27 protein-coding genes are annotated in these 26,473 nt (G+C 68.0%); 3 read left to right on the top strand and 24 right to left on the bottom strand.

Annotated features, from left to right (window positions below):
• Positions 1-10 precede the first annotated feature (10 nt).
• The 10 genes from hisIE to hisS all read right to left on the bottom strand — a co-directional run bounded on the left by hisIE (position 11) and on the right by hisS (position 9,227).
• The gene (gene hisIE, locus ACM0PY_RS14765) at positions 11-631 is read right to left on the bottom strand and encodes a bifunctional phosphoribosyl-AMP cyclohydrolase/phosphoribosyl-ATP diphosphatase HisIE (RefSeq protein ID WP_180884402.1); all 621 of its coding nucleotides are present in this window, start codon (positions 629-631) and stop codon (positions 11-13) included.
• Positions 621-1,397, bottom strand: a complete 777-nt coding sequence (gene hisF, locus ACM0PY_RS14770; RefSeq protein ID WP_134972503.1) for an imidazole glycerol phosphate synthase subunit HisF — start codon at positions 1,395-1,397, stop codon at positions 621-623. The genes hisIE and hisF overlap by 11 nt, the downstream gene beginning before the upstream one ends.
• A complete protein-coding gene (hisA, locus tag ACM0PY_RS14775) occupies positions 1,391-2,125 on the bottom strand; it encodes a 1-(5-phosphoribosyl)-5-[(5-phosphoribosylamino)methylideneamino]imidazole-4-carboxamide isomerase (RefSeq protein ID WP_072169070.1) in 735 nt (244 codons plus the stop codon). Before hisA ends, hisF begins: the two co-directional genes overlap by 7 nt.
• The gene (hisH, locus tag ACM0PY_RS14780; RefSeq protein WP_072169069.1) at positions 2,122-2,724 is read right to left on the bottom strand and encodes an imidazole glycerol phosphate synthase subunit HisH; all 603 of its coding nucleotides are present in this window, start codon (positions 2,722-2,724) and stop codon (positions 2,122-2,124) included. The genes hisA and hisH overlap by 4 nt, the downstream gene beginning before the upstream one ends.
• The gene (gene hisB, locus ACM0PY_RS14785) at positions 2,721-3,794 is read right to left on the bottom strand and encodes a bifunctional histidinol-phosphatase/imidazoleglycerol-phosphate dehydratase HisB (RefSeq protein ID WP_134972504.1); all 1,074 of its coding nucleotides are present in this window, start codon (positions 3,792-3,794) and stop codon (positions 2,721-2,723) included. Before hisB ends, hisH begins: the two co-directional genes overlap by 4 nt.
• A complete protein-coding gene (hisC, locus tag ACM0PY_RS14790; RefSeq protein ID WP_134972505.1) occupies positions 3,791-4,885 on the bottom strand; it encodes a histidinol-phosphate transaminase in 1,095 nt (364 codons plus the stop codon). The genes hisB and hisC overlap by 4 nt, the downstream gene beginning before the upstream one ends.
• Entirely contained in the window at positions 4,882-6,177 is a 1,296-nt protein-coding gene (hisD, locus tag ACM0PY_RS14795) for a histidinol dehydrogenase (RefSeq protein WP_180884404.1), read from the bottom strand. Before hisD ends, hisC begins: the two co-directional genes overlap by 4 nt.
• Positions 6,174-7,085: an ATP phosphoribosyltransferase gene (hisG, locus tag ACM0PY_RS14800; RefSeq protein ID WP_049438529.1), complete on the bottom strand. Its 912-nt coding sequence runs from the start codon at positions 7,083-7,085 to the stop codon at positions 6,174-6,176. The genes hisD and hisG overlap by 4 nt, the downstream gene beginning before the upstream one ends.
• Positions 7,086-7,119: 34 nt before the next feature.
• A complete protein-coding gene (locus ACM0PY_RS14805) occupies positions 7,120-7,428 on the bottom strand; it encodes a YerC/YecD family TrpR-related protein (protein ID WP_180884406.1) in 309 nt (102 codons plus the stop codon).
• Between the two features lie 404 nt (positions 7,429-7,832).
• A complete protein-coding gene (hisS, locus tag ACM0PY_RS14810; RefSeq protein ID WP_134971432.1) occupies positions 7,833-9,227 on the bottom strand; it encodes a histidine--tRNA ligase in 1,395 nt (464 codons plus the stop codon).
• A gap of 127 nt (positions 9,228-9,354) precedes the next feature.
• On the opposite strand from hisS, the gene ACM0PY_RS14815 reads away from it, so the two are divergent.
• On the top strand, positions 9,355-10,107 hold the full coding sequence (locus ACM0PY_RS14815) for a Crp/Fnr family transcriptional regulator (protein WP_005416324.1): 753 nt from the start codon (positions 9,355-9,357) through the stop codon (positions 10,105-10,107).
• Between the two features lie 57 nt (positions 10,108-10,164).
• On the opposite strand, the gene thrC is transcribed toward ACM0PY_RS14815, so the two are convergent.
• The 6 genes from thrC to ACM0PY_RS14845 all read right to left on the bottom strand — a co-directional run bounded on the left by thrC (position 10,165) and on the right by ACM0PY_RS14845 (position 17,070).
• A complete protein-coding gene (thrC, locus tag ACM0PY_RS14820; RefSeq protein ID WP_134971430.1) occupies positions 10,165-11,451 on the bottom strand; it encodes a threonine synthase in 1,287 nt (428 codons plus the stop codon).
• 29 nt (positions 11,452-11,480) lie between these two features.
• Positions 11,481-12,395, bottom strand: coding sequence for a homoserine kinase (locus tag ACM0PY_RS14825; protein ID WP_134971428.1), 915 nt, complete (start codon positions 12,393-12,395; stop codon positions 11,481-11,483).
• Positions 12,392-14,896 (bottom strand): bifunctional aspartate kinase/homoserine dehydrogenase I, encoded by a 2,505-nt coding sequence (thrA, locus tag ACM0PY_RS14830; protein ID WP_134971426.1) that lies wholly within the window; start codon positions 14,894-14,896, stop codon positions 12,392-12,394. The genes ACM0PY_RS14825 and thrA overlap by 4 nt, the downstream gene beginning before the upstream one ends.
• Positions 14,897-14,980: 84 nt before the next feature.
• The gene (locus ACM0PY_RS14835; protein WP_162911581.1) at positions 14,981-15,118 is read right to left on the bottom strand and encodes a hypothetical protein; all 138 of its coding nucleotides are present in this window, start codon (positions 15,116-15,118) and stop codon (positions 14,981-14,983) included.
• Between the two features lie 138 nt (positions 15,119-15,256).
• The gene (locus ACM0PY_RS14840; RefSeq protein WP_134971424.1) at positions 15,257-16,207 is read right to left on the bottom strand and encodes a DMT family transporter; all 951 of its coding nucleotides are present in this window, start codon (positions 16,205-16,207) and stop codon (positions 15,257-15,259) included.
• A 167-nt stretch (positions 16,208-16,374) separates the two neighbouring features.
• On the bottom strand, positions 16,375-17,070 hold the full coding sequence (locus ACM0PY_RS14845) for a helix-turn-helix transcriptional regulator (RefSeq protein ID WP_180884407.1): 696 nt from the start codon (positions 17,068-17,070) through the stop codon (positions 16,375-16,377).
• Positions 17,071-17,151: 81 nt separating this feature from the next.
• Here ACM0PY_RS14845 and ACM0PY_RS14850 point away from each other — a divergent pair, with 81 nt between their 5' ends.
• Positions 17,152-17,931 (top strand): DUF6491 family protein, encoded by a 780-nt coding sequence (locus ACM0PY_RS14850; protein ID WP_180884409.1) that lies wholly within the window; start codon positions 17,152-17,154, stop codon positions 17,929-17,931.
• Here the strand turns inward: ACM0PY_RS14850 and ACM0PY_RS14855 are convergent.
• From ACM0PY_RS14855 to ACM0PY_RS14865, 3 genes are read right to left on the bottom strand one after another with little or no spacing between them, the layout of a single operon-like run.
• Positions 17,928-18,980 (bottom strand): linear amide C-N hydrolase, encoded by a 1,053-nt coding sequence (locus ACM0PY_RS14855; RefSeq protein WP_049413806.1) that lies wholly within the window; start codon positions 18,978-18,980, stop codon positions 17,928-17,930. The genes ACM0PY_RS14850 and ACM0PY_RS14855 overlap by 4 nt on opposite strands.
• A 43-nt stretch (positions 18,981-19,023) precedes the next feature.
• On the bottom strand, positions 19,024-19,461 hold the full coding sequence (locus ACM0PY_RS14860) for a DUF6691 family protein (protein WP_134971418.1): 438 nt from the start codon (positions 19,459-19,461) through the stop codon (positions 19,024-19,026).
• Positions 19,458-19,895, bottom strand: a complete 438-nt coding sequence (locus ACM0PY_RS14865) for a YeeE/YedE family protein (protein WP_072169057.1) — start codon at positions 19,893-19,895, stop codon at positions 19,458-19,460. The genes ACM0PY_RS14860 and ACM0PY_RS14865 overlap by 4 nt, the downstream gene beginning before the upstream one ends.
• Before the next feature lie 91 nt (positions 19,896-19,986).
• Here ACM0PY_RS14865 and ACM0PY_RS14870 point away from each other — a divergent pair, with 91 nt between their 5' ends.
• The gene (locus ACM0PY_RS14870; RefSeq protein WP_111201731.1) at positions 19,987-20,307 is read left to right on the top strand and encodes an ArsR/SmtB family transcription factor; all 321 of its coding nucleotides are present in this window, start codon (positions 19,987-19,989) and stop codon (positions 20,305-20,307) included.
• A gap of 15 nt (positions 20,308-20,322) precedes the next feature.
• On the opposite strand, the gene ACM0PY_RS14875 is transcribed toward ACM0PY_RS14870, so the two are convergent.
• The 5 genes from ACM0PY_RS14875 to ACM0PY_RS14895 form a co-directional block, all read right to left on the bottom strand.
• Positions 20,323-20,751, bottom strand: coding sequence for a BLUF domain-containing protein (locus ACM0PY_RS14875; protein WP_005416313.1), 429 nt, complete (start codon positions 20,749-20,751; stop codon positions 20,323-20,325).
• Between the two features lie 83 nt (positions 20,752-20,834).
• A complete protein-coding gene (locus tag ACM0PY_RS14880; RefSeq protein WP_180884411.1) occupies positions 20,835-21,968 on the bottom strand; it encodes a hybrid sensor histidine kinase/response regulator in 1,134 nt (377 codons plus the stop codon).
• Complete coding sequence (locus tag ACM0PY_RS14885) at positions 21,965-22,540, bottom strand: chemotaxis protein CheB (protein WP_088497309.1); 576 nt, start codon at positions 22,538-22,540, stop codon at positions 21,965-21,967. Before ACM0PY_RS14885 ends, ACM0PY_RS14880 begins: the two co-directional genes overlap by 4 nt.
• A complete protein-coding gene (locus ACM0PY_RS14890; RefSeq protein WP_053499919.1) occupies positions 22,540-23,364 on the bottom strand; it encodes a CheR family methyltransferase in 825 nt (274 codons plus the stop codon). Before ACM0PY_RS14890 ends, ACM0PY_RS14885 begins: the two co-directional genes overlap by 1 nt.
• Positions 23,361-26,468, bottom strand: coding sequence for a response regulator (locus ACM0PY_RS14895; protein ID WP_180884413.1), 3,108 nt, complete (start codon positions 26,466-26,468; stop codon positions 23,361-23,363). Before ACM0PY_RS14895 ends, ACM0PY_RS14890 begins: the two co-directional genes overlap by 4 nt.
• Positions 26,469-26,473: the final 5 nt, after the last annotated feature.

The raw sequence follows: 26,473 nt of genomic DNA on the forward strand, positions 1-26,473 counted from the left end.
CTACCACGCTTCAACGATGGCGTTTTTCCAGCACCGCCCGCGCATCGTCCAGCGACAGACCGCGCGCGCGCAGCAGTACCAGCAGGTGGTACAGCAGGTCCGAAGCCTCACCGAGCAGTGCCTCGTCATCCTGCGCCACCGCCGCCAGTGCGGTCTCCACCCCCTCCTCACCCACCTTCTGTGCGATGCGGCGGATGCCGCCCTCGAACAGGCGGGTCGTATAGCTGCCCGGCGGGCGCTGCGCCTCACGCATCGCGACCAACTGGCCCAGCCCGCCCAGGAAGTCCTTCGGCGCCTGGTCGAAACAGCTCTCCGCACCCGTGTGGCACGTCGGCCCCGCCGGGCGTGCCATCACCAGCAGCGTGTCGGCGTCGCAGTCGACGCTGATCGATTGCACCACCAGCACGTTGCCGGACCGCTCGCCCTTGGTCCACAACCGCTGCTTGCTGCGGCTGAAGAAAGTCATGTGGCCGATGGCCAGCGTGGCCGCCAGCGATTCTGCGCTGACATAACCCAGCATCAGCACCTGCAGGGTATCGGCATCCTGCACCACGGCCGGCAGCAGGCCATCACCCTTGCCCCAGTCCAGTGCCTGCAATGCGTCCAACGAAGGCCTGACTTCAATAGACATCCCGCACCTCGATCTGCTGTCCGCGCAGGTAGCGCTTCAATTCTGGAATGGCGATGGCGCCGCTGTGGAACACGCTCGCCGCCAGCGCACCATCGACGTCGGCCTGGTCAAAGGCTTCGGCGAAGTGCTCCATCGCACCGGCGCCACCGGAGGCGATCAGTGGCACCTGGCACAGTGCCCGCGCCTGCTGCAACTGTGCGACATCGTAGCCGCGGCGCACGCCATCGCAGTCCATGCAGTTCAGCACGATCTCACCGGCGCCCCGACGTTGCGCCTCGACAATCCAGTCCAGGGTGCGCAGTGGCACCGCCTGGGTCTTGTCCGGGTCTCCGCTGAAGCGGCGCACCCGCCATTGGCCATCCGCTTCGCGCACCGAATCGACACCGACCACCACGCATTGCACGCCGAACTCGTCGGCCAGTTCAGTGATCAGTTCCGGGCGGCCCAGCGCGGGGGAGTTGATCGACACCTTGTCGGCACCGGCGAACAACACGCGACGCGCGGTTTCCACGCTGTCGATGCCACCGGCCACGCAGAACGGAATGTCGATCAGCCGCGCGATGCGCTCGATCCAGGCAACGTCCACCGAACGCGCCTCGGGGCTGGCGCCGATGTCATAGAACACCAGCTCGTCCGCCCCTTGGTCGCGATAGCGCTGCGCCAACTCAGCGATGTCGCCCATGTCGACGTGGTCGCGGAAGCGCACGCCCTTGACCACGCGGCCATCGCGCACGTCGAGGCAGGGAATGATGCGGCGGCTCAACATGCCAACGCCTCCGCCAGGTCCATGCGCTGCTCCAGCAGGGCCTTGCCGAGAATCGCACCACCGCAGCCAGCGGCACGCGCCTCGGCCACATCGGCCACGTCACGGATGCCGCCGGACGCCTGCACCGCCACCCCTGGCAGCAATGCCGACAAGTGCTGGTAGAGGCCGATATTGGGCCCGGCCAGCATGCCGTCGCGGGCGATGTCGGTGCACAAGAGATGGCGCATGCCGGCGCGCGCGTAGCGCTGGGCCAGGTCATCCAGAGTCACCCCGGCGTTCTCGGTCCAGCCGTGCACAGGTAGCTGCCACTGCCCCTGTGCGTCCTGGCGCGCGTCCAGCGCAATCGTGATGCGCTCGGCGCCAAATTCCTCCAGCCAGCCGACCACTTCATCGGGACGACGCACCGCCAGCGAACCGACCACCACGCGGCCGGCACCAGCATCAAGGATGCGCGCCACATCGTCGCGGCCACGCACGCCACCACCGGTCTGCACCTGCAGCGGCGCCTGCGCGCGGATCGCCGCCAGCAGCGGCGCCAGCGTATAGCCCCCGGCGCGTGCAGCATCCAGGTCGACCAGATGCATCCACTGCGCCCCCTGCGCGGCGAACGCCTGCGCGCGCGGCAGCGGATCGTCGCCGTAGGAGGTTTCCTGCGCGTAGTCGCCCTGGCGCAGCCGCACCACGCGGCCATCGCGGATATCCAGCGCGGGGTAGACGATGAAACTCATGCAGCAGTGCCCTCGAGAAAATTGCGCAGCATCAGCGAGCCGGTTTCGCCGGAACGTTCGGGATGGAACTGCGCGCCGTAGTAACGCCCCTGCTCCACCACGGCGGTGAACAGCCCGCCGTGGTCGCAGGCAGCGACGGTGTGGGTATTCAAGGGTGCCGCATAGCTGTGTACGAAGTAGGCGCTGGCGCGTTCCGGCACACCCTGCAACAGCAGCGACTCACGTAGCGGCAGCAGGCGGTTCCAGCCCATGTGCGGCACGCGGATGCCACAGGCCGGCACCAGCTTGCGCACCACGCCCGGAATCAGTCCCAGTGTTTCTACGCCCGCTTCCTCGGAGCGTTCGAACAGCAACTGCATGCCAAGACAGATGCCCATCAGCGGCACCTCCAGCCGCTGCAACGGCTCCACCAGGCCCTGCGCGTGCAATCGCTGCATGCCGGGACTGGCGGCGCCGACGCCGGGCAGGATCACCCGCCGAGCCCCCACCAGGCCGTCCGCATCGCGCACCAGCCGCACTGTCGCGCCCAGGCGCTCCAGTGCGTAGCGCACCGAGCCCAGGTTGGCACCACCGGCATCGATCAGCGCGACGTCGCTCACAATGCCCCCTTGGTGCTCGGCAGTGCCGTGCCCTGCCGGGCCAGCGCCGGGCGCAGTGCGCGCGCCAGCGCCTTGAAGCAGGCCTCCACCTTGTGGTGATCGTTGTCGCCGCGTACCTGCAGGTTGAGGTTCAGGCCACTGGCATCGCACAGCGAACGGAAGAAGTGCGGCACCAGCTCAGTCGGCATGTCGCCCACCCGCTCGCGCTTGAACTCGCCCTCGAACACGAAGTACGGGCGGCCGCTGAAGTCCAGCGCGGCGCTGGCCAGGGTCTCGTCCATCGGCAGGGTGAAACCGTAGCGGCCGATGCCGCGCTTGTCGCCCAGCGCCTCGCGCAGGGCCTGGCCCAGGGCCAGCCCGGTGTCCTCGATGGTGTGGTGCTCATCGATGTGCAGGTCACCCTCGGCTTGGATGTCGAGGGCGAAGCCGCCGTGCTTGCCGATCTGTTCGAGCATGTGGTCGAAGAACGGCAGGCCGGTGGAGATGCGCGCATCACCGGCGCGATCCAGGTCCAGCTCAACGCGGATTTTCGTTTCTTTGGTGTTGCGCTGGACCACGGCGGTGCGCGGCACGTCGGCCAGCGCGTGCGCGATGCCCGGCCAGTCCCACTCGCCACCGAACTGTTCGGTACGCAACTGGAAGCCCCGGATGTTGAGGTTGTCGGCGAACTGCAGGTCGGTGATGCGGTCGCCAACCATGGCCGAGCGTGCCCAGTCGATGCTGCGGTCCTGCAGGTAGCCAGTCATCAGGCCGATGCCCGGCTTGCGGGTCGGCGCATTGTCCTGCGGCCAGCTGCAGTCGATCAGCACGTCACGGAAGGTGATGCCCTGGCTCTCGAAGATCTGCAGCATCAGGTCGTTGGGGCCATCGAAGCTGGCGCGCGGGTAGCTTTCGCTGCCCAGGCCATCCTGGTTGGTGACGATCACGAACTGGTAGCCGGCATCGCGCAGCTTCAGCAGGGCCGGGATCACCTGCGGCACGAAGCGCAGCTTTTCGTAGGCGTCGATCTGGAAATCGGCCGGCTCCTCGATGAGGGTGCCGTCGCGATCGATGAACAGGATCGGGGTCATGCTGCGGCCCTCCGCGCCGACAGGGCCGCAAGCACGCGGTCGTTTTCTTCGGGGCTGCCGATGCTGATGCGCAGGGCATCGCCCAGCTGCGGCGCGGCGCGCTGGTCACGCACCACCACGCCAGCCGCCAGCAGCGCATCGAATGCGGCCTGGGCATCGGCGAAGCGGACCAGCAGGTAGTTGCCGGATGAGCGGTAGACGCGACGCACGCCGGGCAGGCCCAGCAGCGCCGCGCGCAGGCGTTCGCGCTCGGCAATCACCGTGGCTACGCGTTCGGCGGTCCTGGCCAGCGTGGCGGGTTGCAGCGCCTGTACCGCCAGTTCCGCGCACGGCGTCGGCACCGGGTACGGCGCCTGGCAGCGGCGCAGCACAGCAATCAGCTCCGGGGCGGCCATCAGGGTGCCGATACGGGCAGCAGCCAGCGCGTGCGCCTTGGACAAGGTGCGCAGTACCGCCAGGTTGGCGTGTGCGGCCAGAAGCGTGGTGGTCGATGCGCGCCCTGCGTACTCCACATAGGCCTCGTCCACCACCACCAGCGCCTGCCCGCGCAGCGCAACCGCCACACGCTCGACCTCTTCCAAGGCGATGTCACTGCCGGCCGGGTTCGACGGTGCGCACAGGAACACCAGCTTGGCACCCTGCGCCTTGGCCGCATCGATCACCGCATCCAGATCGGCGCGCAGGCCATCCTCGCTGTCCACCAGCGGCACTTCAATCAATGCGGCACCCTGCAGGCGCGCGCAGACGGCGTACATGCCGAACACCGGCGGCGTGACCAGCACGCCATCGCGACCCGGCACGCACAGCGCGCGTACCAGCAGATCAATGGCCTCGTCGCTGCCGCGGCCGACCAGCAGCTGCTGCGGCGTCACGCCGTACAGCGCCGCCAAGCCTTCGCGCAACGCCAACGGTTGCGGCTCCGGATAGCGCCGGCTGCTGCCAGCCGCATCGGCCGGATTGGCCCAGGCCGACTCGTTGGCGTTCAACCAGACCTCGCCCTGCACCGCCGCACTGCGTGCCGAGCTGTAGCCGGCGAACGCCTGCAGATCCGGGCGTACCAGCGCCAGCACATCCTCGATAGCCGCGCTCATGCCGCCACCTCCATGCGCAATGCCACCGCACGCTCGTGGGCATCCAGGCCTTCGGCGCTGGCGATGATGCGCGCGCAGCCGCCGATCGCGGCCAGGCCGGCGGCACTGGCGCTCTGCACGCTGATCAGGTTCTGGAAGCTGGCAACACTCACGCCGCTGTAGGCACGTGCGGCACCGGCGGTGGGCAGTACGTGGTTGGTGCCGCTGCAGTAGTCACCCAGTGCTTCGGGGGTGTAATCACCCAGGAACACCGAGCCGGCCGCCTGCACCTTGTCCAGCCACGCACGCGGATCACGCAGCGCCAGGATCAGGTGCTCCGGCGCATAGCGGTTGCTGATCGCGAAGGCCTCGTCCAACGAATCAACCTGGATCAGGCGCGACGCTGACAGCGCCTGGTGCGCAATCTGCTGGCGCGGCAGCAGGGCCACCTGGCGCTCGACCTCAGCCTCGACCGCCGCCAGCATCCCGGCATCGTCGGTCAGCAGCAGCACCTGCGAATCCGGGCCGTGTTCGGCCTGCGACAGCAGGTCGGCGGCCACGAACGCCGGATTGGCACCGGCATCGGCAATCACCAGCACCTCCGAAGGACCGGCCGGCATGTCGATGGCGGCGGCGCCCTCCTGTGCGACCTGCTGCTTCGCTTCGGTCACGAAGCTGTTGCCCGGCCCGAACAGCTTGTCGCAGGCGGGAATGCTTGCGGTGCCATAGGCCATGGCAGCGATCGCCTGCGCGCCGCCCAGCTTGAACACGCGCTGCACGCCGGTCAGCCGCGCCGCCACCAGTACGGCCGGGTCTGCGCTGCCATCGGCTCGCGGCGGCGTGCACAGCACCACCTGCGGGCAGCCGGCCAGCTGTGCCGGAACGCCCAGCATCAGCGCGGTAGACGGCAGCGGCGCGCTGCCGGCCGGCACGTACAGGCCCACCCGACCGATCGGGCGCAGCATGCGTTCGCAGACTACGCCCGGCGCGGTTTCAACCGCGTACCCCTTGCCCATGCCGGCGGCGTGGAAGCGGGCGATGCGCTCGGCGGCGTCCACCATGGCCTGGCGCAGTTGGGCGGGGACAGCGGCTTCGGCCGCCGCGAACTCGGCTTCGCTCACTTCAAAGGACGACAGTTCGACACCATCGAAGCGTGCGGTGATCGCACGCAGCGCATCGTCGCCCTGCGCGCGCACCTGTGCGATCAGCGTCGCCACCGCGTCGCGGGTCTGCTGGGCCACGGTCTGAACCGGGCGGGTCAATGCCGCGCTGCGCGCGGCCTCATCAAGTCGGGACCAGATCAGACGGTTCATGCCAGCGACCGCTCCACGCTCAGTACCATCAGGCCCTGCGCACCCGCGCGCTCGAGTTCCTCCATGCGCTGCCAGCTCAGCGGGCCAGGGCACATGGTCTGCAGGCGCAGCGCACCGCCATCGGCGGGCAACCGCACCAGCGGCTCGGCATCGGCCAGCAACTGCGCCAGCGCGTCGACGCGATCCTCGCTGGCGCGGAACATCAGCAGCTTGCGGTCCTGGCGCTGCACCACGCCATCGAGGCGGCGCAGCAGCATCGCGCGCAGCGAAGCGCGTGCATCATCCGGCACCCGTACTGCACCGGCCAGCACCGCCTCGCTGTCGAGCAGGTTGTGTACCGGGGTCAACTGGTTGGCGCGCAGCGTGGCACCGCTGGAGACCAGATCACAGATCAGGTCGGCGGTACCCAGGCGCGGGGCGATTTCCACCGAACCGGACAATTCGACCACCTGCGCGTCCACGCCCTGCTCCGCCAGCCACTGCGTGAGGATGGCCGGGTAGCTGGTGGCGATGCGGGTACCGGCCAGCTGCGCCGGACCCTGCCACTGCCATTCCTCCGGCACCGCCAGCATCAGCCGGCACTGGCCGAAGCCCAGCCCGCGCAGCGCCTGATAGGCGTCAGGCAGGCCGATCTGGCGGCGTGCCGCGGCCTGCTCGTCCAGTTCATTGCGGCCGACGATGCCGAGGTCGCAGACGCCGTCAGCGATCAGGCCGGGGATGTCGTCGTCGCGCACCAGCAGCAGGTCTACCGGCAGCGATTCACCGTAGCAGAACAACTTGTCACGGCTTTCGCGCCAGCTCAGGCCACAGGCGCTGAGCAGGTTGCGGGCGGGCTCGGCCAGCCGGCCACTCTTCTGGATGGCGATACGCAGCCGGTCTCGTGCCGGCGCTGCCTGGGTTGCACTCATGGGAGAGGTCTCGAAGTTCGGAACGGGGCGCGGATCAGCGCGTAGCAAGGCGGTCGATGGCAGCGGCATAGCCTCGATGGCCATGCTCGAGCGTGCGCGCCACCCGTCCGGTGGTGGTCACGCTCACGCCGGTGCGCTCGTGGATCTCGCGATACGGCACGCCCTGCTGCAGCAACGGCACCACTTTCCAGCGGTCGGCCATGGCTTCCAGTTCGGCCGGCGTGCACAGATCGCGCAGGAAGGCTTCCACCTGCTCCGGCTCGCGCAGGGCGGCAAAGGCCAGGGCCAGGGCTTCCAGGTCGGCCTTCGGGTCTTTGGCGGCAATCTCGGGGCGGGCTTTCACGGGGCTGTTTCCATGCATCAATGTAATAGCGCGTTAGTACATTAGCGTATTCTTGCGCAGTGCGTCAAATCTGGGGGGATTTGTGGGCAGGGCTGCGCCCTGCACCCGCTAGATGCCGAAGCGACGTCAAATGCTGGATGGCTGAGGGTTGGCGGGGTGGGTCCGGTGGCAGGGGACGCCGTAAACCCGTCCATGGGGGCTTGGCCGCGGCATCCATGCCGCGGACACCCCTGCCTCCGGACCCACCCCGCCGTCGACAGTTTCCTGCGAGCTGTTGGAACAGCAAGGGGTCGGATCCGTTTTCTGAAGGAAAACGGCTCTGACCCCGGAACGCGGCCCGGAAACGAAAACGCCCACCGGGTGGTGGGCGTTTCGTGGCGTGTCGGCGTGCGGCCAACCGGCCGTTACATCACTTTGGACTGCTCCAGCTCGACCTGCAGGGTGCTGGCCAGCTCGTCGCGGGAGACTTCGAACTGCTGCTCGCGCACCAGGTCCTTCACCGCCACCACGCCGCGCGCCAGCTCGTCCTCACCGGCCAGCACCACGAAGCGGATGCCCGCCTTTGCGGCGTACTGGAACTGCTTGCCGATCTTCTTCGGCTCCATCTGCACTTCGGTGTTGATGCCACCGGCGCGCAGGCGGCGGGCGATGTCCAGCGACTGCGCCATGCCCTGCTCGTCCATCAGTGCCACCAGTGCCTGCACGCTGCTGGCCTCGATGCCATCGATCAGGCCGGCTTCGCGCAGCTGCCAGAACAGGCGCGACAGGCCGATGGAAATGCCCACGCCCGGCAACTTGGACTTGCTGTAGTGGCTGGCCAGGTCTTCGTAGCGGCCGCCCGAACAGATCGAGCCGATCTGCGGATGGTCGGTCAACGTGGTCTCGTAGACGGTGCCGGTGTAATAGTCCAGGCCGCGCGCGATGGAGAAATTCAGGCAGTACGCGCTCTCCGGCACACCCAGCGCCTGCACCAGCTGCAGCACTTCGCGCAGCTCGGCCACGCCGGTGCGCAGGATTTCCGAAGAGCCGCCGTCGGCTTCAAGCGTGGCCAGCTGCGCCAGCGCATCGGCATGGCCCTGCGAACGCACGGCCACAAAGGCCAGGATCTTCTCGACCTGCTCGCCCGGGATGTTGAAGCCCTCGCCCACCAGCGTCTCGCGCACGTAATCGGCGCCGCGCTTGTCCAGCTTGTCCACTTCACGCAGCACCGCCAGCTGGCGCTCGCCTTCGGCCACGCCCAGGCTCTCGAAGAAGCCGCGCATGAGCTTGCGGTTGTTCAGCTGGATGCTGAAGTCACCGATGCGCAGTTCCGAGAACACGGCGTGGATGACCGCCAGCACTTCGGCATCATAGCGAACGCTCAGGCTGTCCTTGCCGATCACGTCGATGTCGCACTGGTAGAACTCGCGGAAACGGCCGCGCTGGGCACGCTCGCCGCGGTAAACGCGCTGCATCTGGTAGCGACGGAACGGGAAGGTGAGTTCGTGTTCGTGCTCGGCCACGTAGCGTGCCAGCGGCACGGTCAGGTCGAAGCGCAGCGCCATCTCCGGCAGCGAACGGTCGCCCGATTCGGCCGCATTGGCCAGCGCACCGGTGGACTGCACGAAGTACACCTGGCGCTCGGTCTCGCCGCCGGACTTGGTCAGCAGCACGTCGGACAGCTCGAACACCGGCGTCTCCACCGGCAGGAACCCGAAGCGCTCGTAGTTGCGGCGGATCACGTCCAGCATGCGCTGGAACGCAATCTGCTCGCGCGGCAGCAGTTCAAGGGTGCCGGGCGGGGTACGGGGCTTGATCACGGGCGGAACTCCTGCTGGAACGGGACGTGGGAGGGGGCGACATTCTAGCGCCCCCGCCTCGGGCAGGGTCGAACGGCCGCTTGAAGTATCATAAGGCCCTCCCCCGCCCGCGATACGCCCCCGCAACATGTCACGGCCTTCCGGCGCTCCGCCCGCCACCAACGATCCCGCCTCGCCGTCCTGCACCACGCTGGACTGCCTGCACTGCTCGGTTCGCCACCTTGCGGTGTGCTCGGCGCTGTCGCCCGATGAAGTGCAGGCGCTGGAACAGGTCACCGTTTCGCAGCAGGTCAGCATGGGCAGCACGCTGGCCCGCACGGGTGAAGAACGCGACCATGTCTATACATTGACTGCCGGCGCACTGCGCCTGGTACGCACCCTGGCCGACGGCCGCCGCCAGATCAATGGCTTCGTGCTGCCCGGCGACTACCTGGGCCTGAGCGGCAGCGACCATCACCGCTACGACATCGAAGCCATCGCCGACAGCCGTGTCTGCCGCGTCGCGCTGCCACAGATGAAGGCGCTCCGCAGCCGCTTCCCGCACCTGGAGCGCAAGCTGCTGCAGCGTGCCTGCCAGGAACTGGATGCCGCGCAGGACGCTGCACTGGCGCTGGCACGCCTGCAGCCGGCCGAGAAGCTGGCTGATTTCCTGCTGCGCCTGGCCGCGCGTGAAGCCAGGCTGGGCGGCGACGGCCTGCGCGTGTCGCTGCCGATGGGCCGAGGCGACATCGCCGACCATCTGGGCCTGACCATGGAAACGGTCAGCCGCACCTTCACCAAGCTGCGCCAGCAAGGGCTGATTGCCCTGCCCCACCTGAACGTAGTGGAGATCCTCGACGAGGACGGGCTGCGCACGCTGGCCGGTGAAGGGTTGATCTGACCGCACTGCGGTTGCTGGGATTGCCGGCCAGCGGCCGGCAATCCCATCCATCTCCGATCAACGCAACAACACCTCGCGCAACGCCGCGTAATCGGCGGCCAACGGTTCGGCGTGCGCCGGCCGTTGCAACAACGCATCCAATGCCGGCGGCACGGCCACAGGTTCGCCGATCAACGGCTCGACCACGGCCTCGAACTTGGCCGGATGCGCGGTGGCCACCACCGCCCAGTCGCCCTTGGCACCACGGGCGCGCAGGTCCTGCAGCACCTTCACCGCCGTAGCCGTATGCGGGCAGAACAGCTCGCCCCTGCTGGCATGCGCGGCGGCAATGGTGGCCCGGATGGTCACGTCATCCACCGCAAACGCCCGGAAGGCAGCACGCAGTTCGGCATCGTCGCCCTGGTAGAGCCAGCGCAGGCGCTCGAAGTTGCTGGGCGCCCCCACATCCATGGCATTGGCCACGGTCGCCACGCTGGCCTGCGGGTGGTACTCGCCACCGTTGAAGTACGCCGGCAATACGGCGTTGGCATTGGTGGCCAGCACGATCTGTCCGATCGGCACGCCCAGCGCGCGCGCCAGCACTGCGGCCATTGCGTTGCCCAGGTTGCCGGTCGGCACCACCAGGTTGAGCCGGCGACGATGCAACGCGTAGTGGCTCAGTGCCGTATGTGCGTAGTAACTCATCTGCGGCAGAAGGCGACCGAGGCTGATGCTGTTGGCCGAGCTCAGCGGCACCTGTGCCTGCAGTTCGCGGTCGGCCAGCGCCTGCTTGACCATGGCCTGGCAGTCGTCGAAGGCACCGGCCACGCGCAGCGCCTGGATGTTGTCACCGAAGCAGCCGAGCTGGTGCGCCTGGCGCGGTGACACGCGGCCATCCGGATACAGCACCACCACGCGTACGCCTGGCTGGCGATGGAAGGCCGCGGCAACGGCGGCGCCGGTATCGCCGGAAGTGGCGACGACGATGGTCAGATCGCGGTCCCTGCCGGCCTGCAGCCGCGACAGCGTACCGGCCAGGAAACGCGCACCAATGTCCTTGAACGCCGCCGTCTGCCCATGGAACAGTTCCAGCACGTGGTCACCGTCGCCGAGCGCACGCAGCGGCACCGGAAAGTCGAACGCCTCGCGGCAGATCGACGGTAATCCGGCCTCCAGCGCATCCCCCGCGAAGAACGGTGCCAGCAGGTCTGCAGCGGTATCGGCCAGGGTCGCACCGGCTTCCAGCTCATGTGGCGCCGGCAGTGCCTGGGGCACGTACAGGCCACCATCGGGCGCCAAGCCTGCAGCAATGGCCGCGCTGAGGCCAACGGCCGGGGACCGGCCGCGGGTCGAAACGAATTGCATGGGTTCAGTATCCAAAGAGGGAGAAGGATTCAGCACAGCCGGGCTCCCGGCGTATCCAGAGGCGACACCCAGGCATCGCTGTCAAAGCCGGCAGCAGCGAATGCGGCCTGCACCGGCGCCGCGGCAGCGTGGGCCTGGTCGGCATCTTCGAACCAGGCGAACACGCTGGGGCCGGCACCGGAGATGCCTGCGCCCATTGCACGGGCTGACAACGCCGCATCGCGAGCCGCCTCGAAGCCGCCGATCAGTCCCGCCCGTCGCGGCTCCACCAGCACATCGCGCAGGCCAGCGCACACCAGCGCCGCGTCGCTGCGATGGCAGCCGCTGAGCACCAGCGCAAGATTCGCACTCTGCGCCACGAATTCACCCAGCGCATAGCTGCCTTGCAGCGCCTGGCGTGCCAGACGGGTTTCCAGCACCGCGTGCGGGTGCACCAGCAGGCTGTGCCAACTGGCTGGCACAGGGATCGGCAGCAGGCGGTCAGCCGTGCACAGCGCCAGCCCGCCGAGCAGCAGCGGCCCCACGTTGTCACCATGGCGGCCCCCACTGGCCACGGCCTCGCCATCTAGGGCAAACGGGTACAGCGCCTCGCGCGAGAGCGGCGCATCCAGCAATGCATTGGCAGCAACCAGCGCAGCGACGCACGAGGCTGCCGAGCCCCCCATGCCGGAGCCGAATGGAATGCCCTTGTCGATCTCCACCGCGAAGCCGAAGTGCAGGCCCAGCCCTGCGCGCAGCGACATCAACGCCGCACCTGCCGTGTTTCCGGCCGCCTCCAGCGGCAGTTCGACCGCACTGCCACGGATCGCCTCGATGCGCACCACCGGCTCATCGATACGCCGCACGCTCACCGTATCGCCAACGCCTGCAATGGCATGCCCCAGAATGTCGAAGCCCACCGCCACATTGGCCACCGAGGCGGGCGCAAATGCACGTGCGATCACAGGCGTGCTCCCTCGCCAGCGGCTACCCGCAGCAGGTCGGCGAACACGCCCGCCGCCGTCACTTCCGGTCCAGCGCCCGGTCCCTGCACCACCAGCGGGTTGTCGCAGTAGCGGCGGGTACGGAACTGCACCACGTTGTCGGTCAGCCGCAGGTTGGCGAAGGCATGGTCGGCCGGCAGTTCCTGCAGGCCCACCGAGGCGCCGTCGGTGCCCAGCCGTGCCACGTAGCGCAGCACCGCGCCACGCGCCCGTGCATCCTGCAGGCGCTGCAGCAGGCTGGCGTCGGACTCGCCCAGCCGTGCCATGAAGTCATCCACGCTGCCGTCGCGCAGCAGTGCCGGCACCAGGCTTTCCACCTGTACCTGTTCCAGGCTGAGCGCGTGGCCGGCCTCGCGTGCAAGGATTACCAGCTTGCGTGCCACGTCCACACCGGACAGATCATCGCGCGGATCCGGCTCGGTATAGCCCATCGACCGCGCCTGCGCGACCAGCTGCGAGAACGGCTGGCTGCCATCGAAGCGGTTGAACAGCCAGGCCAGCGTGCCGGAGAAGATGCCCTCGATGGCCAGCACCTCGTCACCGGTATCGACCAGATCGCGCAGCGTGGTGATCACCGGCAGGCCCGCGCCCACCGTGGCCTCGTAGCGGAAGCGCGCACCACTGGCCGCTGCGGCGGCGCGGATGCGCTGGTAGCGCGGCAGCGGCCCGGCACCCGCCTGTTTGTTCGGGGTGACCACATGGATGCCCGCCGCCAGCCAGCCCTCGTAGCGCTCGGCCACCTCGGCACTGCCACTGCAGTCAATCACCACCGCATGCGGCAGGTGCGCAGCCAGCAGGTGCTCGGTGAAACGATCAAGGTCGCTGGATTCACCCGCGTCCCGCAGGGCCTCACGCCAGTCCGCATGCAGGCCGTCCACTTCGAGGCGCATGCGCGAACGCGAGGCCAGCGCACGCAGGCGAAGATCCACATTGGCCTTGGCCAGCAGCTGCGGGCGCGCGGCCAGCAACTGGTCCAGCAGTGCGGCGCCAACGTTGCCGGGCCCGATCACACCGACCGCGAAGGTCTGCGGCGACAGCCAGAAGCCTGCATGCGCCGCGCGCAACGCACGGGTGGCATCGGCACTATCCACTGCGACCGAGATGTTGCGCTCGGACGAGCCCTGCGCAATCGCCAGGATGTTCACCTGCGCACGCCCCAGTGCCTCGAACAGGCGCGCCGCCACACCTGGCTGCCCGGCCATGCCGTCACCGACCGCAGCCAGTACGCTGACACCCTCACTGACCTGCACGCGCTGCACCTGTCCCGCTGACAACTCGTGCGCAAATGCGTGCAGCAGTGCATCGCGGCCACGGCCGGCTTCGGCAGCACGCACCACGCAGCAGATTGAATGTTCCGAGGAACCCTGCGAGATCATCACCACAGAGACCTGCGCCTGGCGCAGGGCGGCAAACACACGCTCGGCGGTACCCGGCACGCCGATCAGGCCGGTGCCTTCCAGGTTCAGCAGGGCCAACCCGGGACTCAGGGTCAGGCCCTTCACCGGCCCGCGCGGCGAGCGCTCGGCGCTGATCCGCGTACCCGGATGCGCCGGCTGGAACGTATTGCGGATGAAGATCGGCAGGCCGAGGCGGATCGCCGGCGACATGGTCTGCGGGTGCACCACCTTGGCGCCGAAGTACGCCAGTTCGCAGGCCTCGTCGTAGCTCAGCGCTTCCAGCTGCACCGCCTCGGGCACCAGCCGTGGGTCCGCCGACAGCACGCCATCGACATCGGTCCAGATGTGCAGCTCGTCAGCGTTGAACAGCGCGGCAAAGATCGCACCGGAATAGTCGCTGCCGTTGCGGCCGAGGGTGGTGATGCGGTCATCGCGATCGCGTGCGACGAATCCGGTGGCAACCAGGCGCGACTGCGGATGCTGCAGGCGCCACTTGGCCAGGCGGTCGGCACTGGCTTCCCAGTCGACATCCACGCCGAGTTCGCCATGCCCGACCACCAGCACATCGCGCGCGTCGAGTACCGCGCAGTCTTCGCCCAGCGCACGCAGATGCGCGCCGAGCAGCTGTGCGGAGAACACTTCGCCCAAGCCCTGCACACGGTCCAGCACCTCGCGCGGCAGCTCGCCGATCACCGCCAGCGCGGCCAGCACTTCGGCCAGCTGATCGAAGCGGGCGTCGATCCATTCGACCGTCTCGCCCACCTGCTCGCCCAGCAGCGCCACGGCAGCGCCGCGATGGCGTGCGCGCAGGGCATGCCAGGCCTCACGCCAGCCTCCATCGCCCTTGGCCGCCAGCTGGGCCAGTTCGATCAGCGCGTCGGTGACGCCCTTCATCGCCGAGACGACAGTGACCTGCAGCGATTCGGGACGGGCCAGCAACAGGCCGCCCACATGGCGATAGCGTTCGGCATCGGCCACCGAGGTGCCGCCGAACTTGTGCACGACGGTGAACGCGGCAGCCAGGTCGGCCGGGGCAACGGAATGAGCGGGGGCGTGGGGAGACATGCAGACCTCGGTAGGAGGCCCCGTCGCATGCAGATGTCGAGTTTCCCCGCCACCTGTAGGGTGCGGGGCCGTGGTTTTCGGGAGTTACACGAAGACGACGGGCCGCACCAGGGCAGTGGTGACGGTGGTGGTGGTAATGGTGGTGATGGTCGCGACCGGCGCAGTCGAACGGCCCGCAATGGCGGGGGCGATCAGGCTGGCGTGGGCGGCATCAAGGACCATGGCGTACAGAAAACACTGCGCGCCGGGTGGCTGTCAAGTGCTGCGATGCAGAAATCCGCTGCGGCGATCATCGGCCAACGTGCCGGCATTTGGTTGCATCTGAGACCAAGCCGGCATCAGCACGCTTGACGAGCGTATTCAACCGGCATGTCCGGCGATCGCCCGCGGCGTGCGGTGGGCATGCGCGCACAGCATCACGCCAGCCACCAGGAACACGATTGCCAGCACTTCCAGCAGCGAGGGCCAGCGCTGCTGCCATGCAAAGGCGTACAGCAGCGCGAACAGGGTCTCGAACACGATCATCTGGCCGGTCAGGGTCAGTGGCAGCAGGCGGCTGGCGCGGTTCCAGAATGCGCTGCCGAGGATCGAGGCCACCACTGCCACGCCGGCGCTGATCGCCCAGAACCCGCTCCATTGCGCCGCGGTATGGCTGCCGGTGTGCCCGATGAAGGCCATCGGCACCAGCAGCAGGGCCAGGCCGCCGGTGGTGACGCCGGTCAGCAGCGACCAGTCATGGCTGGACAGGTCCGGCCTGCGCGCCAGCCAGCGGCTGTTGCCGATCGAATACAGCGCCCACGAGAACAGCGCACCGAACGCGCACAGCAGCCCGATCAGGCGCTGCCGCCACGGGGTGGCCAGGTGCTCGGACATCAGCGCTTCCCAACCCACCAGGGCGACCCCCAGCACGCACAGCCCCAGTGCCGGCAGCAGCTGTTTCAGTGGTACAGCGCCCGGCTCGCGCACGCCAACGAGGGTGACCACCACCGGAATCAGGCCAACGATCAGCGATGCCGCAGCGCCACCGGCCCACTGCACGGCGGTGGCCAGCAGCAGGAAATACACCAGGTTGCCTGCCAGGCTCAGCCACAGCAGGCCGATCCATTCGGCACGGCCCAGCCGCGGTGCCAGCCGCTTCCATCGCGGCAGCAGCAGGGCGACTGCCATCAGGCCATAGACCAGGTAGCGGCCGGCGGACAGTTGCAACGCATTGAACGACTGAAGCACGGCAGGCGCAAGAAAGACCACGCCCCACAGTGCGCCAGCGGCCACGCCATTGGCGATGCCCACGGCCATCGGGTTGTTGCGCATTCGGGTTGTCCGGGGGGATGGAACGGGCCGCGCAGTGTAAGCGCTGGCCGGTGGGCACTCTTGACCGAGGCTACTGCCTTGTCACCTCTGTAGAGTCGAGCCCATGCTCGGCTGCGATTCACCGTCGTGCAGATAAGGGCAGCCGAGCATCGGCTCGGCTCTACAACTCAGCCGGCACGCCTGCGCCACGCAGCGGGGGTCTGGCCACATTCGCGGCGCAGCGCACGGGTCAGTGCGCTCTGCTCGGAATAACCTGCAGCCAGTGCGATATCGCTGATCGGCGCGGCAGTGGTGCGCAGCTGATGCTTGGCCCAGCGTAAGCGGCACGCGCTGAGCCAGGCCTGCGGGCTCAGCCCGAACTCGCGCTGGAACAATGCGTGCAACCGGCTCTCGCTGACACCGACAAATCCGGCCATCCGGGCAACCGGCCAGGCCCGGCCGGGATCGGCCTGCACCGCCGCGCACAGGCCCTGCATGCGCGCCCCACTGCCCGCCGGTGCAAATACCTGCAGCAACTGCGGCAGCAACGCCGGCATCGGCTGCCCTGCCTGCACCTCGGCCAGGCGCCGACGCAATGCCAGCGGCAGATGCAGCCAGCGCTGGCGGCACAGATGCTCCTGCGTGCCGTCATCCAGCACGCCTGGAGGACAATCAACGATCACGAAACCATTGGGGCCGTCCGCCATCTGGTCATGTGCTTCGCCGGCGGCGACAAATGCCCCCTGCAGCAGGTCCAGCCGGCCGCCGCGCCCTTCCATCTCGAACTGCAGTTCGCCCTGCAGCGGCAGCACCCACTGCGCGTAGTCATGGCGGTCCAGGCCGGTGGCCTGCCCGTAGTGCCGCAGATGGAAGATGGCGCCCATCCGGGCAGTGTGCGCGTGTAACAACGGCCGTGCAAACCGCTGCTATAGTCGATCCGTCATCCAACGCAGGGAGTGCAGGTCATGACCCATCAGCGGCTGTCCCTGGTGCTTGCCACCAGCCTCGGCCTGGCGCTCACCGCCTCGGCCTCCGCGCAGGAACGTACGCCACCGGCCCCGCACTGCATGGACGCGGTCGGCGTCCAGGAAGTGGAGCAGGCGTCATCGCGTTCAATCGCCCTGCGAGCCGCCTCGGGCCAGGCCTATCGGATCGACTTCAGCGAAGAGTGCCCCGGCGTCCGCGGTGCCACCACGCTGAAACTTGAAGCACCCGCCGGCTGGGCCTGCGGTCGCCCCAGCGAGCGTGTGGTGGTCGATGGCCGCAGCTGCGCGATCAGCGCGGTGACCCCCGTGCAGGATCGCGACTACGCCAGCGTGGCCCGCGACAGCGACCGCCTGCGCATGGCCACCCTGCCCGCCCTGACCATCCGCGAGCGCAGGGACATCCGACGCAGTTTCGGTGGTTCGCCGTCGTACTGCTTTGCCACGCGCAACGTGCGCGCGTGGTCGTCCGACCCGCAGGGCATGCTGGTGGAGACCAATCCGCATCGGAATGGGGGTCACCGCTACTATCGCGTGGAGCTTGGCAGCCACTGCCGCCAGCTCGACCGTGCGCCACAGCTGAGCTTCCACTCCGGCATGCAGAACGGCCTGATCTGTGGCAATCCGGGCGATCGCATCCTCACCGCCGGATTCGAGAATGGTGACCTGCGCAACGACGCGCTGGCGCCGCTGCCGCAGTACACCCGCGGCGGCTGCACGATCCAGGCGGTCTATCCGGCTTCCAGCCAGGCGTCGAACTAACCGTCGACGCCGAGGAACGCAAACGGTGCGCTGGGCACGAAGTGGCCCAGCGCGTCGCCGGAAAAGGTATTGCGCTGGTCCGGACCGAGATCGAGCTTGAGCACCTTGCCGCCGAAATCGACCTTGTTCAGGTCGACCCAGAAGGTGTTCGGTGTCAGTGCCGATTCGAAGAAGTACAACCGCCGCTTGTGGTCGGCCACGGTGCGCCAGCGCGTGGATGAAATATTCGGTTCGCCCGGGGTGGTGATGCCATACGGTACCGAGGCGTTGCGGATCACGCTGAACACACTGGCCAGCGCCACCACCGGGTCTTCCGCCTTGGGAATGGCGTTGATGTAGAACGAGGCGCGCGCGAAACGGTCGGCTGAGCGGTTGGTGCCCGGCAGCATCACCGTGCCGCCGATCTGCTGCCAGTAACTGTTGAGTGCCAGCTGCTGCTCGAAGATCGGTGAATTGGTCATCACCTGGTAGCGCCGGTCATGGTGGATCACCTGGCGACCGCCGATGTATTCGACGATGGCGCTGTCGCCACTGGCATCTGACAGCGACAGGTGCAGCGTGGCCTGGCGGTCTTCGCCCGGTACCTTGTCGGTGACGATCGAGTACGGCTCGCGCTGCAGCGCCGCGACCGCCTCGTCTACGGTGGCGAAGTTGTCCAGCACGTACTGCGCCCATAGTGAGATGGCCAGGCCCGGCTTGTTGCCGCGCTGCTTCGGATACTCCGATTCGACCAGCCACAGCAGGTTGGCCACCAAGCCTTTCTCGTTCATGCCATCGGTGGTCGATACGTCATAACCGGTGGCCACCACCGAGCCGTAGCGCGCCGTCCAGGCCAGCGACTTCGGCCCGGCCTGGCCGGTGCGCGCGATGCCGCGCGGCAGCACGTAGAGGTTGGTCGCCACATCAACCTTCCAGTCCATGGAGCGCGCGGTGATCACATCACCGTTGTCGCCCAGGTAGACCGCGCGCGTGCAGGCCAGCGCCGGTGCCACTGCGGCAGCCAGCGCGACCGCCAGCAGTGCCCTTTCCTTCCACTTCATCCGTGCCATGTCGTTGCGCTCCTTTCCCCGTGATCCGTGGATATGACCCGATTCAGGGTGACACAGCGGTGAAGCCCCGGCGAACCAGGCGATCGTGCAGCCAGAAACCTGCAAGCATCGCCGGCACGAACCAAAGCGCTTCGCGCGATCCCACCGCCAGCCCGGCGATGGCAGGGCCCGGGCAATAGCCTGCCCATCCCCAACCCATTCCGAACAATGCCGCGCCCAGCACGAGGCGTACATCGACACCGCGCGCAGCGGGCAGTTGGAAGCCCGTTGCGCATGACGGCCGCGGGCGCCGCAGCACCCAGCGCTGGCCGACCGCGCTGACCAGCAGTGCCGAGGCCAGCACCCAGGCCAAGGTGGAATCGAAATCGCCGGCGATGTCGAGGAAACCGAGGACGCGGCGCGGATCGGTCATGCCGGCCAGCGCCAGGCCCGCGCCGAACAGCGCCCCTGCCGCGCCGGCGGCCACCATCACGCGGCTCATGCGAAGCCCCCGCCATGACGGATGAGGAATGTGGTCAACATTGCGCAGGCCATGAACACCACCACCGCCAGCAGTGACCGCATTGAGCCGCGGGCCAAGCCGCACACCCCATGACCACTGGTGCAGCCGTTGCCCAACCGCGTACCGAATCCGACCAGCAGGCCGGCGCCAACCAGCTGCCACGCCGGCAAGGCGTCACGCAACAGGTCGCGGGGCGCTTGGCCTGGCACGGCCTGCCAGTACAGCACACCCCCGCCAGCGGCAAGCAGGCCGAGCAGGAATGCCCAGCGCCAGCCGCGATCGCCCGGCGTTGCGCGCACGCTGCCAGCGGCGATGCCGCTGATGCCGGCTACCCGGCCCGTGGTTGCCAGCAACACCACCGCCGCCGCACCGATCAATGCGCCCCCCGCGACGGCGGCCCATGGCACGGTCATGACCTGCCTCCGCTTGTTCCGTTCATTTCATTCGCTTGCCTTTTGAATTAGCTTTTTCTAAATTAGCTTTATCTAAACCAAAAGGTCAACCATGGCCCGCATCGAGTTCGACAGTGCCGCGATGGCCGGGCATGCCGCCCAGGCCGCTGCGCTGCTCAAAAGCCTGGCCCATCCTGCACGGCTGCGCGTGCTGTGCCGGCTGGTCGAAGGCGAGGCGCCAGTACCGGAACTGCAGGCACTGACCGGGCTCAGCGCATCAGCGCTGTCCCAACATCTGGCGGTGCTGCGCGGACTTGGCATCGTCGCGACCCGGCGCGAAGCGCAGGCGATCCACTACCGGGTGGTGGAAGGGCCGGCGCTGGGCGTATTGCAGGCGTTGCACGCCGCCTACTGCGGAAATGCAGCGCGCTGAACCTTCCACGCGGGTTCAACCTGCGTGCAGCACCGGTTGCACGACCTGATCGAGCAGATCCACCGGGGTCGGCGCCGACAGGTCACCATGCAACGCGCGGGTGAAACCTGACCAGTCACTGGAAGACAGTTGCCGCAGCAGCGCCTCCTCCACCGGCAACGCGCGCATCGACCAGTACGGAAACTGGCGCTGGCCGAGGCGGCCACGCGCCAGTTCGATGATGTCGATATGGCTACCGGCCTGCAGGATGCGTTCGTACACCGAATCGATACCATCCGGCGGCCCTTCGATGTACTGCAGGAATCGCCCGCCGTCATGCAGCAGCACACCGGTCACGCCCGCCATCTTGTTGAAACGGGCTGCATCATCGACCAGCGCCCGCAGCCGTTCAGCGGAAAGATCCGGTAGCGCCTGGCTGACGTAGGCGATGGCACGCAGTGGCATGGCGCTTCCTTGACAAGATGTACACCCACGGTAGCAGCTGCGGACGAGTCCGTCTCAGTGCCCGCAGGTTTTTCCTGAAGAATTCAGGTAGCGGCCGCCGGCAGCCCCTCTACGCGCCTCGGCAACCGGGCTTCGAACACCACCTGACCGGCTTCATTTCGCGCTGCGATGTGCCCGCCGTGCGCGCGCACGAACTGATCGACGATATACAGGCCCAACCCCAGGCCATTGCTGGGATGGAAGCTGGCCTTGAACGGCTCGAACAGGCGCGGCAGCAGCGCGTCGTCGATCCGTCCCGCGTTGCTCACCCGCAGCAGCACCCTGCGCGGATCACGGCCGTCCACCTCCACCCTCGCCTCACCGCCATGGGTGAGCGCATTGCCGATCAGGTTGGCGGCAACCTGACCCAGCCGATCCAGATCACCCTGCAGGCGGGTATCGCCCAGCATATCCAGATGCACCCGTGCGTGGCTGTGGGCGCTGCCCGCTTCGGCCACCACCGCACGCGTGACCTCGGCAAGATCACAGGCGCTGGCCTGCAGACGCAGCCCGCCGCTGCGGATCCGCGAAAAGTCCAGCAGCTGCTCGACCATGCGCGCCATGCGCAGCGTGCTGGCCTCCAGGTGCTTCAGGGTCTGCTGCGCGCCGTCATTGCCCGCAGGAAGCTCCAGCGCCAGCTTGTCGGCACACAGCAGGATCGCCGACAGCGGCGTGCGCAGATCATGGGTGAGCACCGCCGCCATCGTCTCGTTGAGCTTGAGCGAGCGCTCCAGCGCCTCGTTGCGCGCCTTCAGCAGCTGCCGCTGCTGGTACAGCTCGATGAAGACATTGACCTTGCTCAGGATCACCTGCGGCGCCACCGGCTTGTGCAGGAAGTCGACCGCGCCGGTTTCGTAGCCCTTGAACGCGCGCAGCGGGTCGTCCGGCGAGGCGGTCAGGAAGATGATCGGCACATCCCGGCTGCGGTGTGAACCGCGCATCAGCTCGGCCAGGGTGAAGCCATCGATCTCCGGCATGTGCACGTCCAGCAGGGCCAGCGCCACCTCATGCTCGAGCAGCAGTTCCAGCGCCTGTGCGCCCGAGCCGGCCAGCAGCAGGTTCACGCCTTCGCGCTGCAGCAGCGCCTGCATGGCCACCAGGTTCTGCGGCACGTCATCGACGATCAGCAGGTTGACCGGGGTCTGCGACTGCGCAGGGTCCGGCGGCAACAGGTTCATGCAAACAGCTCCTTCAGGCGACGGCACATCAGTTCGAGGGGCAGCACGGCATCGGCGCCGGCGTGCTGCAGGGCGGAGGCCGGCATCATCGACGCCTCGGCCTCCTCGGGACATTGCAGCCAGGCGCGGCCGCCGGCGGCGCGCACCGCGGCCACCCCTTCACTACCATCGCTGCTGGCACCGGTCAGCAGCAGGGCCAGCACCTGCGCGCCGAACACGGCCGCAGCCGACTCGAACAATGGATCGATGGCCGGGCGGGAAAACAGCACCGGTGCGTCCACCGACAACGCCAGCGAACCGGCGTCTTCCACCAGCAGGTGATAGTCCGGTGGCGCAAAGGTCACCGTGCCAGGCTGCAGCGGCTGCTTGTCTTCGGCCTCGCGCACTGGCAGCGCGCAGTACGGCGCCAGCACGTCGGCGATGCGGCTGCTGCGGTCGCGCGGAAGGTGCAGCACCGCCAGCACCGGCGCCGGCAGAGCCGCGGGCAGCGCGCCGAGCACCGCCTGCAGCGCCGCGACCCCACCCGCCGAGGCCCCGATCACCAGCACCGCCGGTCGTGTCGGCAGTGCCATCAGGCAACCTTCCGGTACAGGCGATGCTCCCGCGAGCAGGTCTCGAACGCGCCGTGGTGGCGCCCGAACTGCAGCGACTCCTTGCTGCCCAGGCCAAGGAAGCCGCGATGCACCAGCGCTTCACGGAACAGGCCTACCGCGCGGTCCTGCAGATCGCGGTTGAAATAGATCAGCACATTGCGGCACGACACCAGGTGCACCTCGGAGAACACGGTGTCGGTGGCCAGGCTGTGGTCGGCGAACACCACGTTGCGGCGCAGCTGGCGATCGAACACCGCGCCATCGTAGGCCGTGGCGTAGTAGTCGGACAGCGAGGCGCTGCCACCGGCCGCCAGGTAGTTCCGGCTGAACTGGGCCATCCGGTCGATGCCATAGGCGCCGGCCTCGGCGGTGGCCAGGGCTGCCGGATTGATGTCGGTGGCGTAGACGATGCTGCGCTCCAGCAGGCCTTCCTCGTGCAACAGGATCGCCAGCGACCACACTTCCTCGCCGGTACTGCAACCGGCCACCCACAGCTTCACCGACGGGTAGGTGCGCAGCACCGGCACCACCTGCTCGCGCAGCTCGCGGAAATAGGCCGGGTCACGGAACATCTCCGAGACCTGCACGGTGAAGAACTGCATCGCCTGCGCGAACAGGTCCGGCTCGTGCAGCAGGCGGTGCTGCAGGTCGGCCAGCCGCTCGCACTCATAGCGCTGCATGGCCTGGCGGATCCGCCGGCGCAGCGACGACACCGCATAACTGCGGAAATCGTAGTGGTAGCGCTGGTAAAGCGCTTCCAGCAGCACCTTCAGCTCGAGGTCGAACAGGGCCTGCTCGTTCATTGCCGCGAGCACCAGACCCGGCACAGCGAGACCAGCTTGTCGACGTCGATGGGTTTGGCGATGTAGTCGTTGGCGCCGGCCTGCAGGCAGCGCTCACGGTCGTCCGGCATGGCCTTGGCGGTCAGCGCGATGATCGGCAGGTCCCGCAGGTGGCGCTGCGCGCGGATTTCGCGCATCGCAGCAAGGCCATCCTTCTCCGGCATCATGATGTCCATCAGCACCAGGTCGACCTCGCGCTCGGCCAGGCGATCCACCGCTTCCTGGCCATTGCGCGCGATCTCCAGCGTGACGCCGAGGGGTTCGAGCACGCTGGACAGTGCGAAGATGTTGCGCACGTCGTCCTCGGCCAGCAGCACCGTCCGACCGTCGAGCACGGTGTCGCGACGGCGGGCCTCGCGCAGCAGGCGCTGCTGGTCGCTGGGCAGGTTGGCCTCCACGCTGTGCAGGAACAGGGTCACCTCGTCCAGCAGGCGCTCGGGCGAACGCGCGCCCTTGATGATGATGCTCTTGGAATAGCGGCGCAGTCGCTGCTCTTCCTCGCGGCTGAGTGCGCGGCCGGTATAGACGATCACCGGCGGGAAACCGACATCGTCGTTGCCGGCCATGTGCTCGAGCAGGTCGTAGCCACTGCCGTCGGGCAGCGACAGGTCCATCACCATGCAGTCGAACGTGACCGTACTGAGCTGTTCCAGTGCGCCGGCCAGAGTGCCTACGGCGACGATCTGCAGCTGGTCGCGGCCCAGCAACAGTTCCAGGTTGTGGCGCAGCTCGTTGTCGTCCTCCACGATCAGCAGCCGCCGCATGTCGCGCTGGCTGGTCTGTTCCAGCTGTTCGATGGCCGTCACCAGCCGCTCGCGCGTGGTCGGCTTGATCGCAAAACCGATCGCGCCCAGCTCACGCGCCACCTGGCTGCGGTCCGTGGCCGAGACCACATGCACCGGGATGTGGCGGGTGTCCGGGTTGCGCTTCAGGCGTTCCAGCACGCTCAGGCCCGACACGTCCGGCAGGCCGATATCGAGCAGGATGCCGTTCGGGCGCAGTTCGCTGGCCAGGGCCAGCGCCTCTTCCGCCGTGCCCGCCACCACGCAGTCGAACTCCAGTTCATGGGCCAGCGCCACCAGCGCTTCGGCGAACGTGGCATCGTCCTCGACCGCCAGGATCAGGCGCCCGGCGCGCTGGCGGCGACCGCGGTCGTCGGCTACGCCGGCCATCGCAGTAACCGGCGCTGCCGCGCTCGCAGCGCGTACGGGCGCGGCCGGCAGCACGGCCGGCGCCGTCGGCGGCGCTGCCACGAGGACCTCGGCAGCGTCGGCTGCGCTCGCCGCGGGCGCACCCTGCAACGGCAGCTCCAGGATGAAGCAGCTGCCGCGCCCGGGCTCACTGTCGACCTGGATGCCGCCGCCCATGCGCTCGGCCAGATCGCGCGAGATCGACAGGCCCAGGCCGGTACCGCCGTAGCGACGGCGGGTGCTGCCATCGGCCTGGCGGAACGCTTCGAAGATGACATCCAGCTGCTCGCGGGCAATGCCGATGCCGGTGTCACAGACCTCGAACCGGATGCGGCCGTTGCCGCCGGCACGCACGTGCAGGCTGACCTTGCCATGCTCGGTGAACTTCACCGCGTTGGCCAGCAGGTTCTTCAGGATCTGCTGCAGCCGCTGGCTGTCAACCACCATCTGGGTCGGTGCCACGGCGTCGGCTTCGATCTGCAGGGCCAGGCCCTTCTGCCGCGCCATCGGCTCGAACGTCTCGCGCAGGCGCTGCAGCGCGCTCTCGACCACCACCACTTCATCGGACAGTTCGACATGGCCGGCCTCGATGCGCGACAGGTCGAGGATGTCGTTGATCAGCGCCAGCAGGTCGTTGTTGGACGACAGGATCGCACGCGCGTACTTCACCTGTTCCTCGGTCAGCGTGCCGTCCTTGTTGTCGGCCAGCAGCTTGGCCAGGATCAGCGAGCTGTTCAGCGGCGTGCGCAGCTCATGCGACATGTTGGCCAGGAATTCGGACTTGTAGCGCGAGGTCGCCGCCAGCTCGTTGCTGTTGCGCACCAGCTGGCTCTGCGCAACCAGCAGTGCCTGCTTCTGCGCCTCCAGCTCGTGGGTGCGCTCTTCCAGCTGCACGTTGCTCTGTTCCAGCTCAGCCTGCTGTTCTTCCAGGTGGCTCTGCGACTGCAACAGGCTGCGGCTCTGCTCTTCCAGTTCCTCGTTGGCCACACGCAGCTCTTCCTGCTGGGCCTGCAGCTCCTCGCCCTGGCGCTGCGACTCTTCCAGCAACACCACCAGCTGCGCACGCAGCAGCGATGCGCGCAGTGCCATGCCGATGGTGTCGGCGCAGCGCTCCAGCAGCTCGCGATCCAGATCACGCTGTTCACCCGCCCGCGCGCGGCCCAGCTCGATCACACCGACCACCGCACCATCGCTGCTGATCGGCGCCAGGATGCGCTCGCGCACCGGCAGCCGGCCCAGGCTGGTCTGCAGTTCGAGCACGGCAGCATCTTTGCCGTGCAGGTGGCGGATGCGTTCGTCCCGCGCAACCTGCCCGGCAAGTCCTTCGTGCAGGGCCAGGGAGGCCGGCGTCCCAGAGGGCAGCGCCACGCCACCGGTCAGCTGCAGGCGGCCGCCGTCCAGGCGATAGACCGCACCGACCTCTGCATCCAGCTGCCCGGCCAGGCTTACTGCTGCCGCCTCGGCGATCTGCTCCGGCCCGAGGTCACCGCGCAGGCTCATCGCCACCGCGTTCTCGGCCTCCTGCAGCCAGAGCGCGCGCATCGCCTGGCGCCGGGCCTGGATCGCGCGCGAGACGATCAGTGCGATCATCAGGAAGGCGCAGCCACCGACGGTTCGGTTGACAAGCGAGAACGACGAATTGTTGCTGGCTGGCGCAACGTTGAAGCCGATCACCAGCAGGACACAGGCGATCACCGCGACCACGAACGGCGCGCGTGCACTGCGCTGGAACACCGTCACGCCGACCGCGAGGAAGTAGGCCAGCCATACCGCGTAGCCGAGCGGGACGACCAGTTCCAACGCGATGGTCGCGGTCAGCAGCACGGCGGACGTCATCCAGATCCAGCGGTCACGCGTAGTCGCACCAGGACGCATGCAGG

The organism is Stenotrophomonas sp. BR163 (assembly GCF_047520985.2).
Classification (GTDB): domain Bacteria; phylum Pseudomonadota; class Gammaproteobacteria; order Xanthomonadales; family Xanthomonadaceae; genus Stenotrophomonas; species Stenotrophomonas sepilia.

Excerpts from the sequence above, each read along its gene's own strand:
- hisIE (WP_180884402.1), bottom strand. The coding sequence starts at position 631 with ATGTCTATTGAAGTCAGGCCTTCGTTGGACGCATTGCAGGCACTGGAC.
- hisF (WP_134972503.1), bottom strand. The coding sequence starts at position 1,397 with ATGTTGAGCCGCCGCATCATTCCCTGCCTCGACGTGCGCGATGGCCGC.
- hisA (WP_072169070.1), bottom strand. The coding sequence starts at position 2,125 with ATGAGTTTCATCGTCTACCCCGCGCTGGATATCCGCGATGGCCGCGTG.
- hisB (WP_134972504.1), bottom strand. The coding sequence starts at position 3,794 with ATGACCCCGATCCTGTTCATCGATCGCGACGGCACCCTCATCGAGGAG.
- hisC (WP_134972505.1), bottom strand. The coding sequence starts at position 4,885 with ATGAGCGCGGCTATCGAGGATGTGCTGGCGCTGGTACGCCCGGATCTG.
- hisD (WP_180884404.1), bottom strand. The coding sequence starts at position 6,177 with ATGAACCGTCTGATCTGGTCCCGACTTGATGAGGCCGCGCGCAGCGCG.
- hisG (WP_049438529.1), bottom strand. The coding sequence starts at position 7,085 with ATGAGTGCAACCCAGGCAGCGCCGGCACGAGACCGGCTGCGTATCGCC.
- ACM0PY_RS14815 (WP_005416324.1), top strand. The coding sequence starts at position 9,355 with ATGTCACGGCCTTCCGGCGCTCCGCCCGCCACCAACGATCCCGCCTCG.
- thrC (WP_134971430.1), bottom strand. The coding sequence starts at position 11,451 with ATGCAATTCGTTTCGACCCGCGGCCGGTCCCCGGCCGTTGGCCTCAGC.
- thrA (WP_134971426.1), bottom strand. The coding sequence starts at position 14,896 with ATGTCTCCCCACGCCCCCGCTCATTCCGTTGCCCCGGCCGACCTGGCT.
- ACM0PY_RS14835 (WP_162911581.1), bottom strand. The coding sequence starts at position 15,118 with ATGGTCCTTGATGCCGCCCACGCCAGCCTGATCGCCCCCGCCATTGCG.
- ACM0PY_RS14840 (WP_134971424.1), bottom strand. The coding sequence starts at position 16,207 with ATGCGCAACAACCCGATGGCCGTGGGCATCGCCAATGGCGTGGCCGCT.
- ACM0PY_RS14845 (WP_180884407.1), bottom strand. The coding sequence starts at position 17,070 with ATGGGCGCCATCTTCCATCTGCGGCACTACGGGCAGGCCACCGGCCTG.
- ACM0PY_RS14850 (WP_180884409.1), top strand. The coding sequence starts at position 17,152 with ATGACCCATCAGCGGCTGTCCCTGGTGCTTGCCACCAGCCTCGGCCTG.
- ACM0PY_RS14855 (WP_049413806.1), bottom strand. The coding sequence starts at position 18,980 with ATGGCACGGATGAAGTGGAAGGAAAGGGCACTGCTGGCGGTCGCGCTG.
- ACM0PY_RS14860 (WP_134971418.1), bottom strand. The coding sequence starts at position 19,461 with ATGAGCCGCGTGATGGTGGCCGCCGGCGCGGCAGGGGCGCTGTTCGGC.
- ACM0PY_RS14865 (WP_072169057.1), bottom strand. The coding sequence starts at position 19,895 with ATGACCGTGCCATGGGCCGCCGTCGCGGGGGGCGCATTGATCGGTGCG.
- ACM0PY_RS14870 (WP_111201731.1), top strand. The coding sequence starts at position 19,987 with ATGGCCCGCATCGAGTTCGACAGTGCCGCGATGGCCGGGCATGCCGCC.
- ACM0PY_RS14875 (WP_005416313.1), bottom strand. The coding sequence starts at position 20,751 with ATGCCACTGCGTGCCATCGCCTACGTCAGCCAGGCGCTACCGGATCTT.
- ACM0PY_RS14880 (WP_180884411.1), bottom strand. The coding sequence starts at position 21,968 with ATGAACCTGTTGCCGCCGGACCCTGCGCAGTCGCAGACCCCGGTCAAC.
- ACM0PY_RS14885 (WP_088497309.1), bottom strand. The coding sequence starts at position 22,540 with ATGGCACTGCCGACACGACCGGCGGTGCTGGTGATCGGGGCCTCGGCG.
- ACM0PY_RS14890 (WP_053499919.1), bottom strand. The coding sequence starts at position 23,364 with ATGAACGAGCAGGCCCTGTTCGACCTCGAGCTGAAGGTGCTGCTGGAA.
- ACM0PY_RS14895 (WP_180884413.1), bottom strand. The coding sequence starts at position 26,468 with ATGCGTCCTGGTGCGACTACGCGTGACCGCTGGATCTGGATGACGTCC.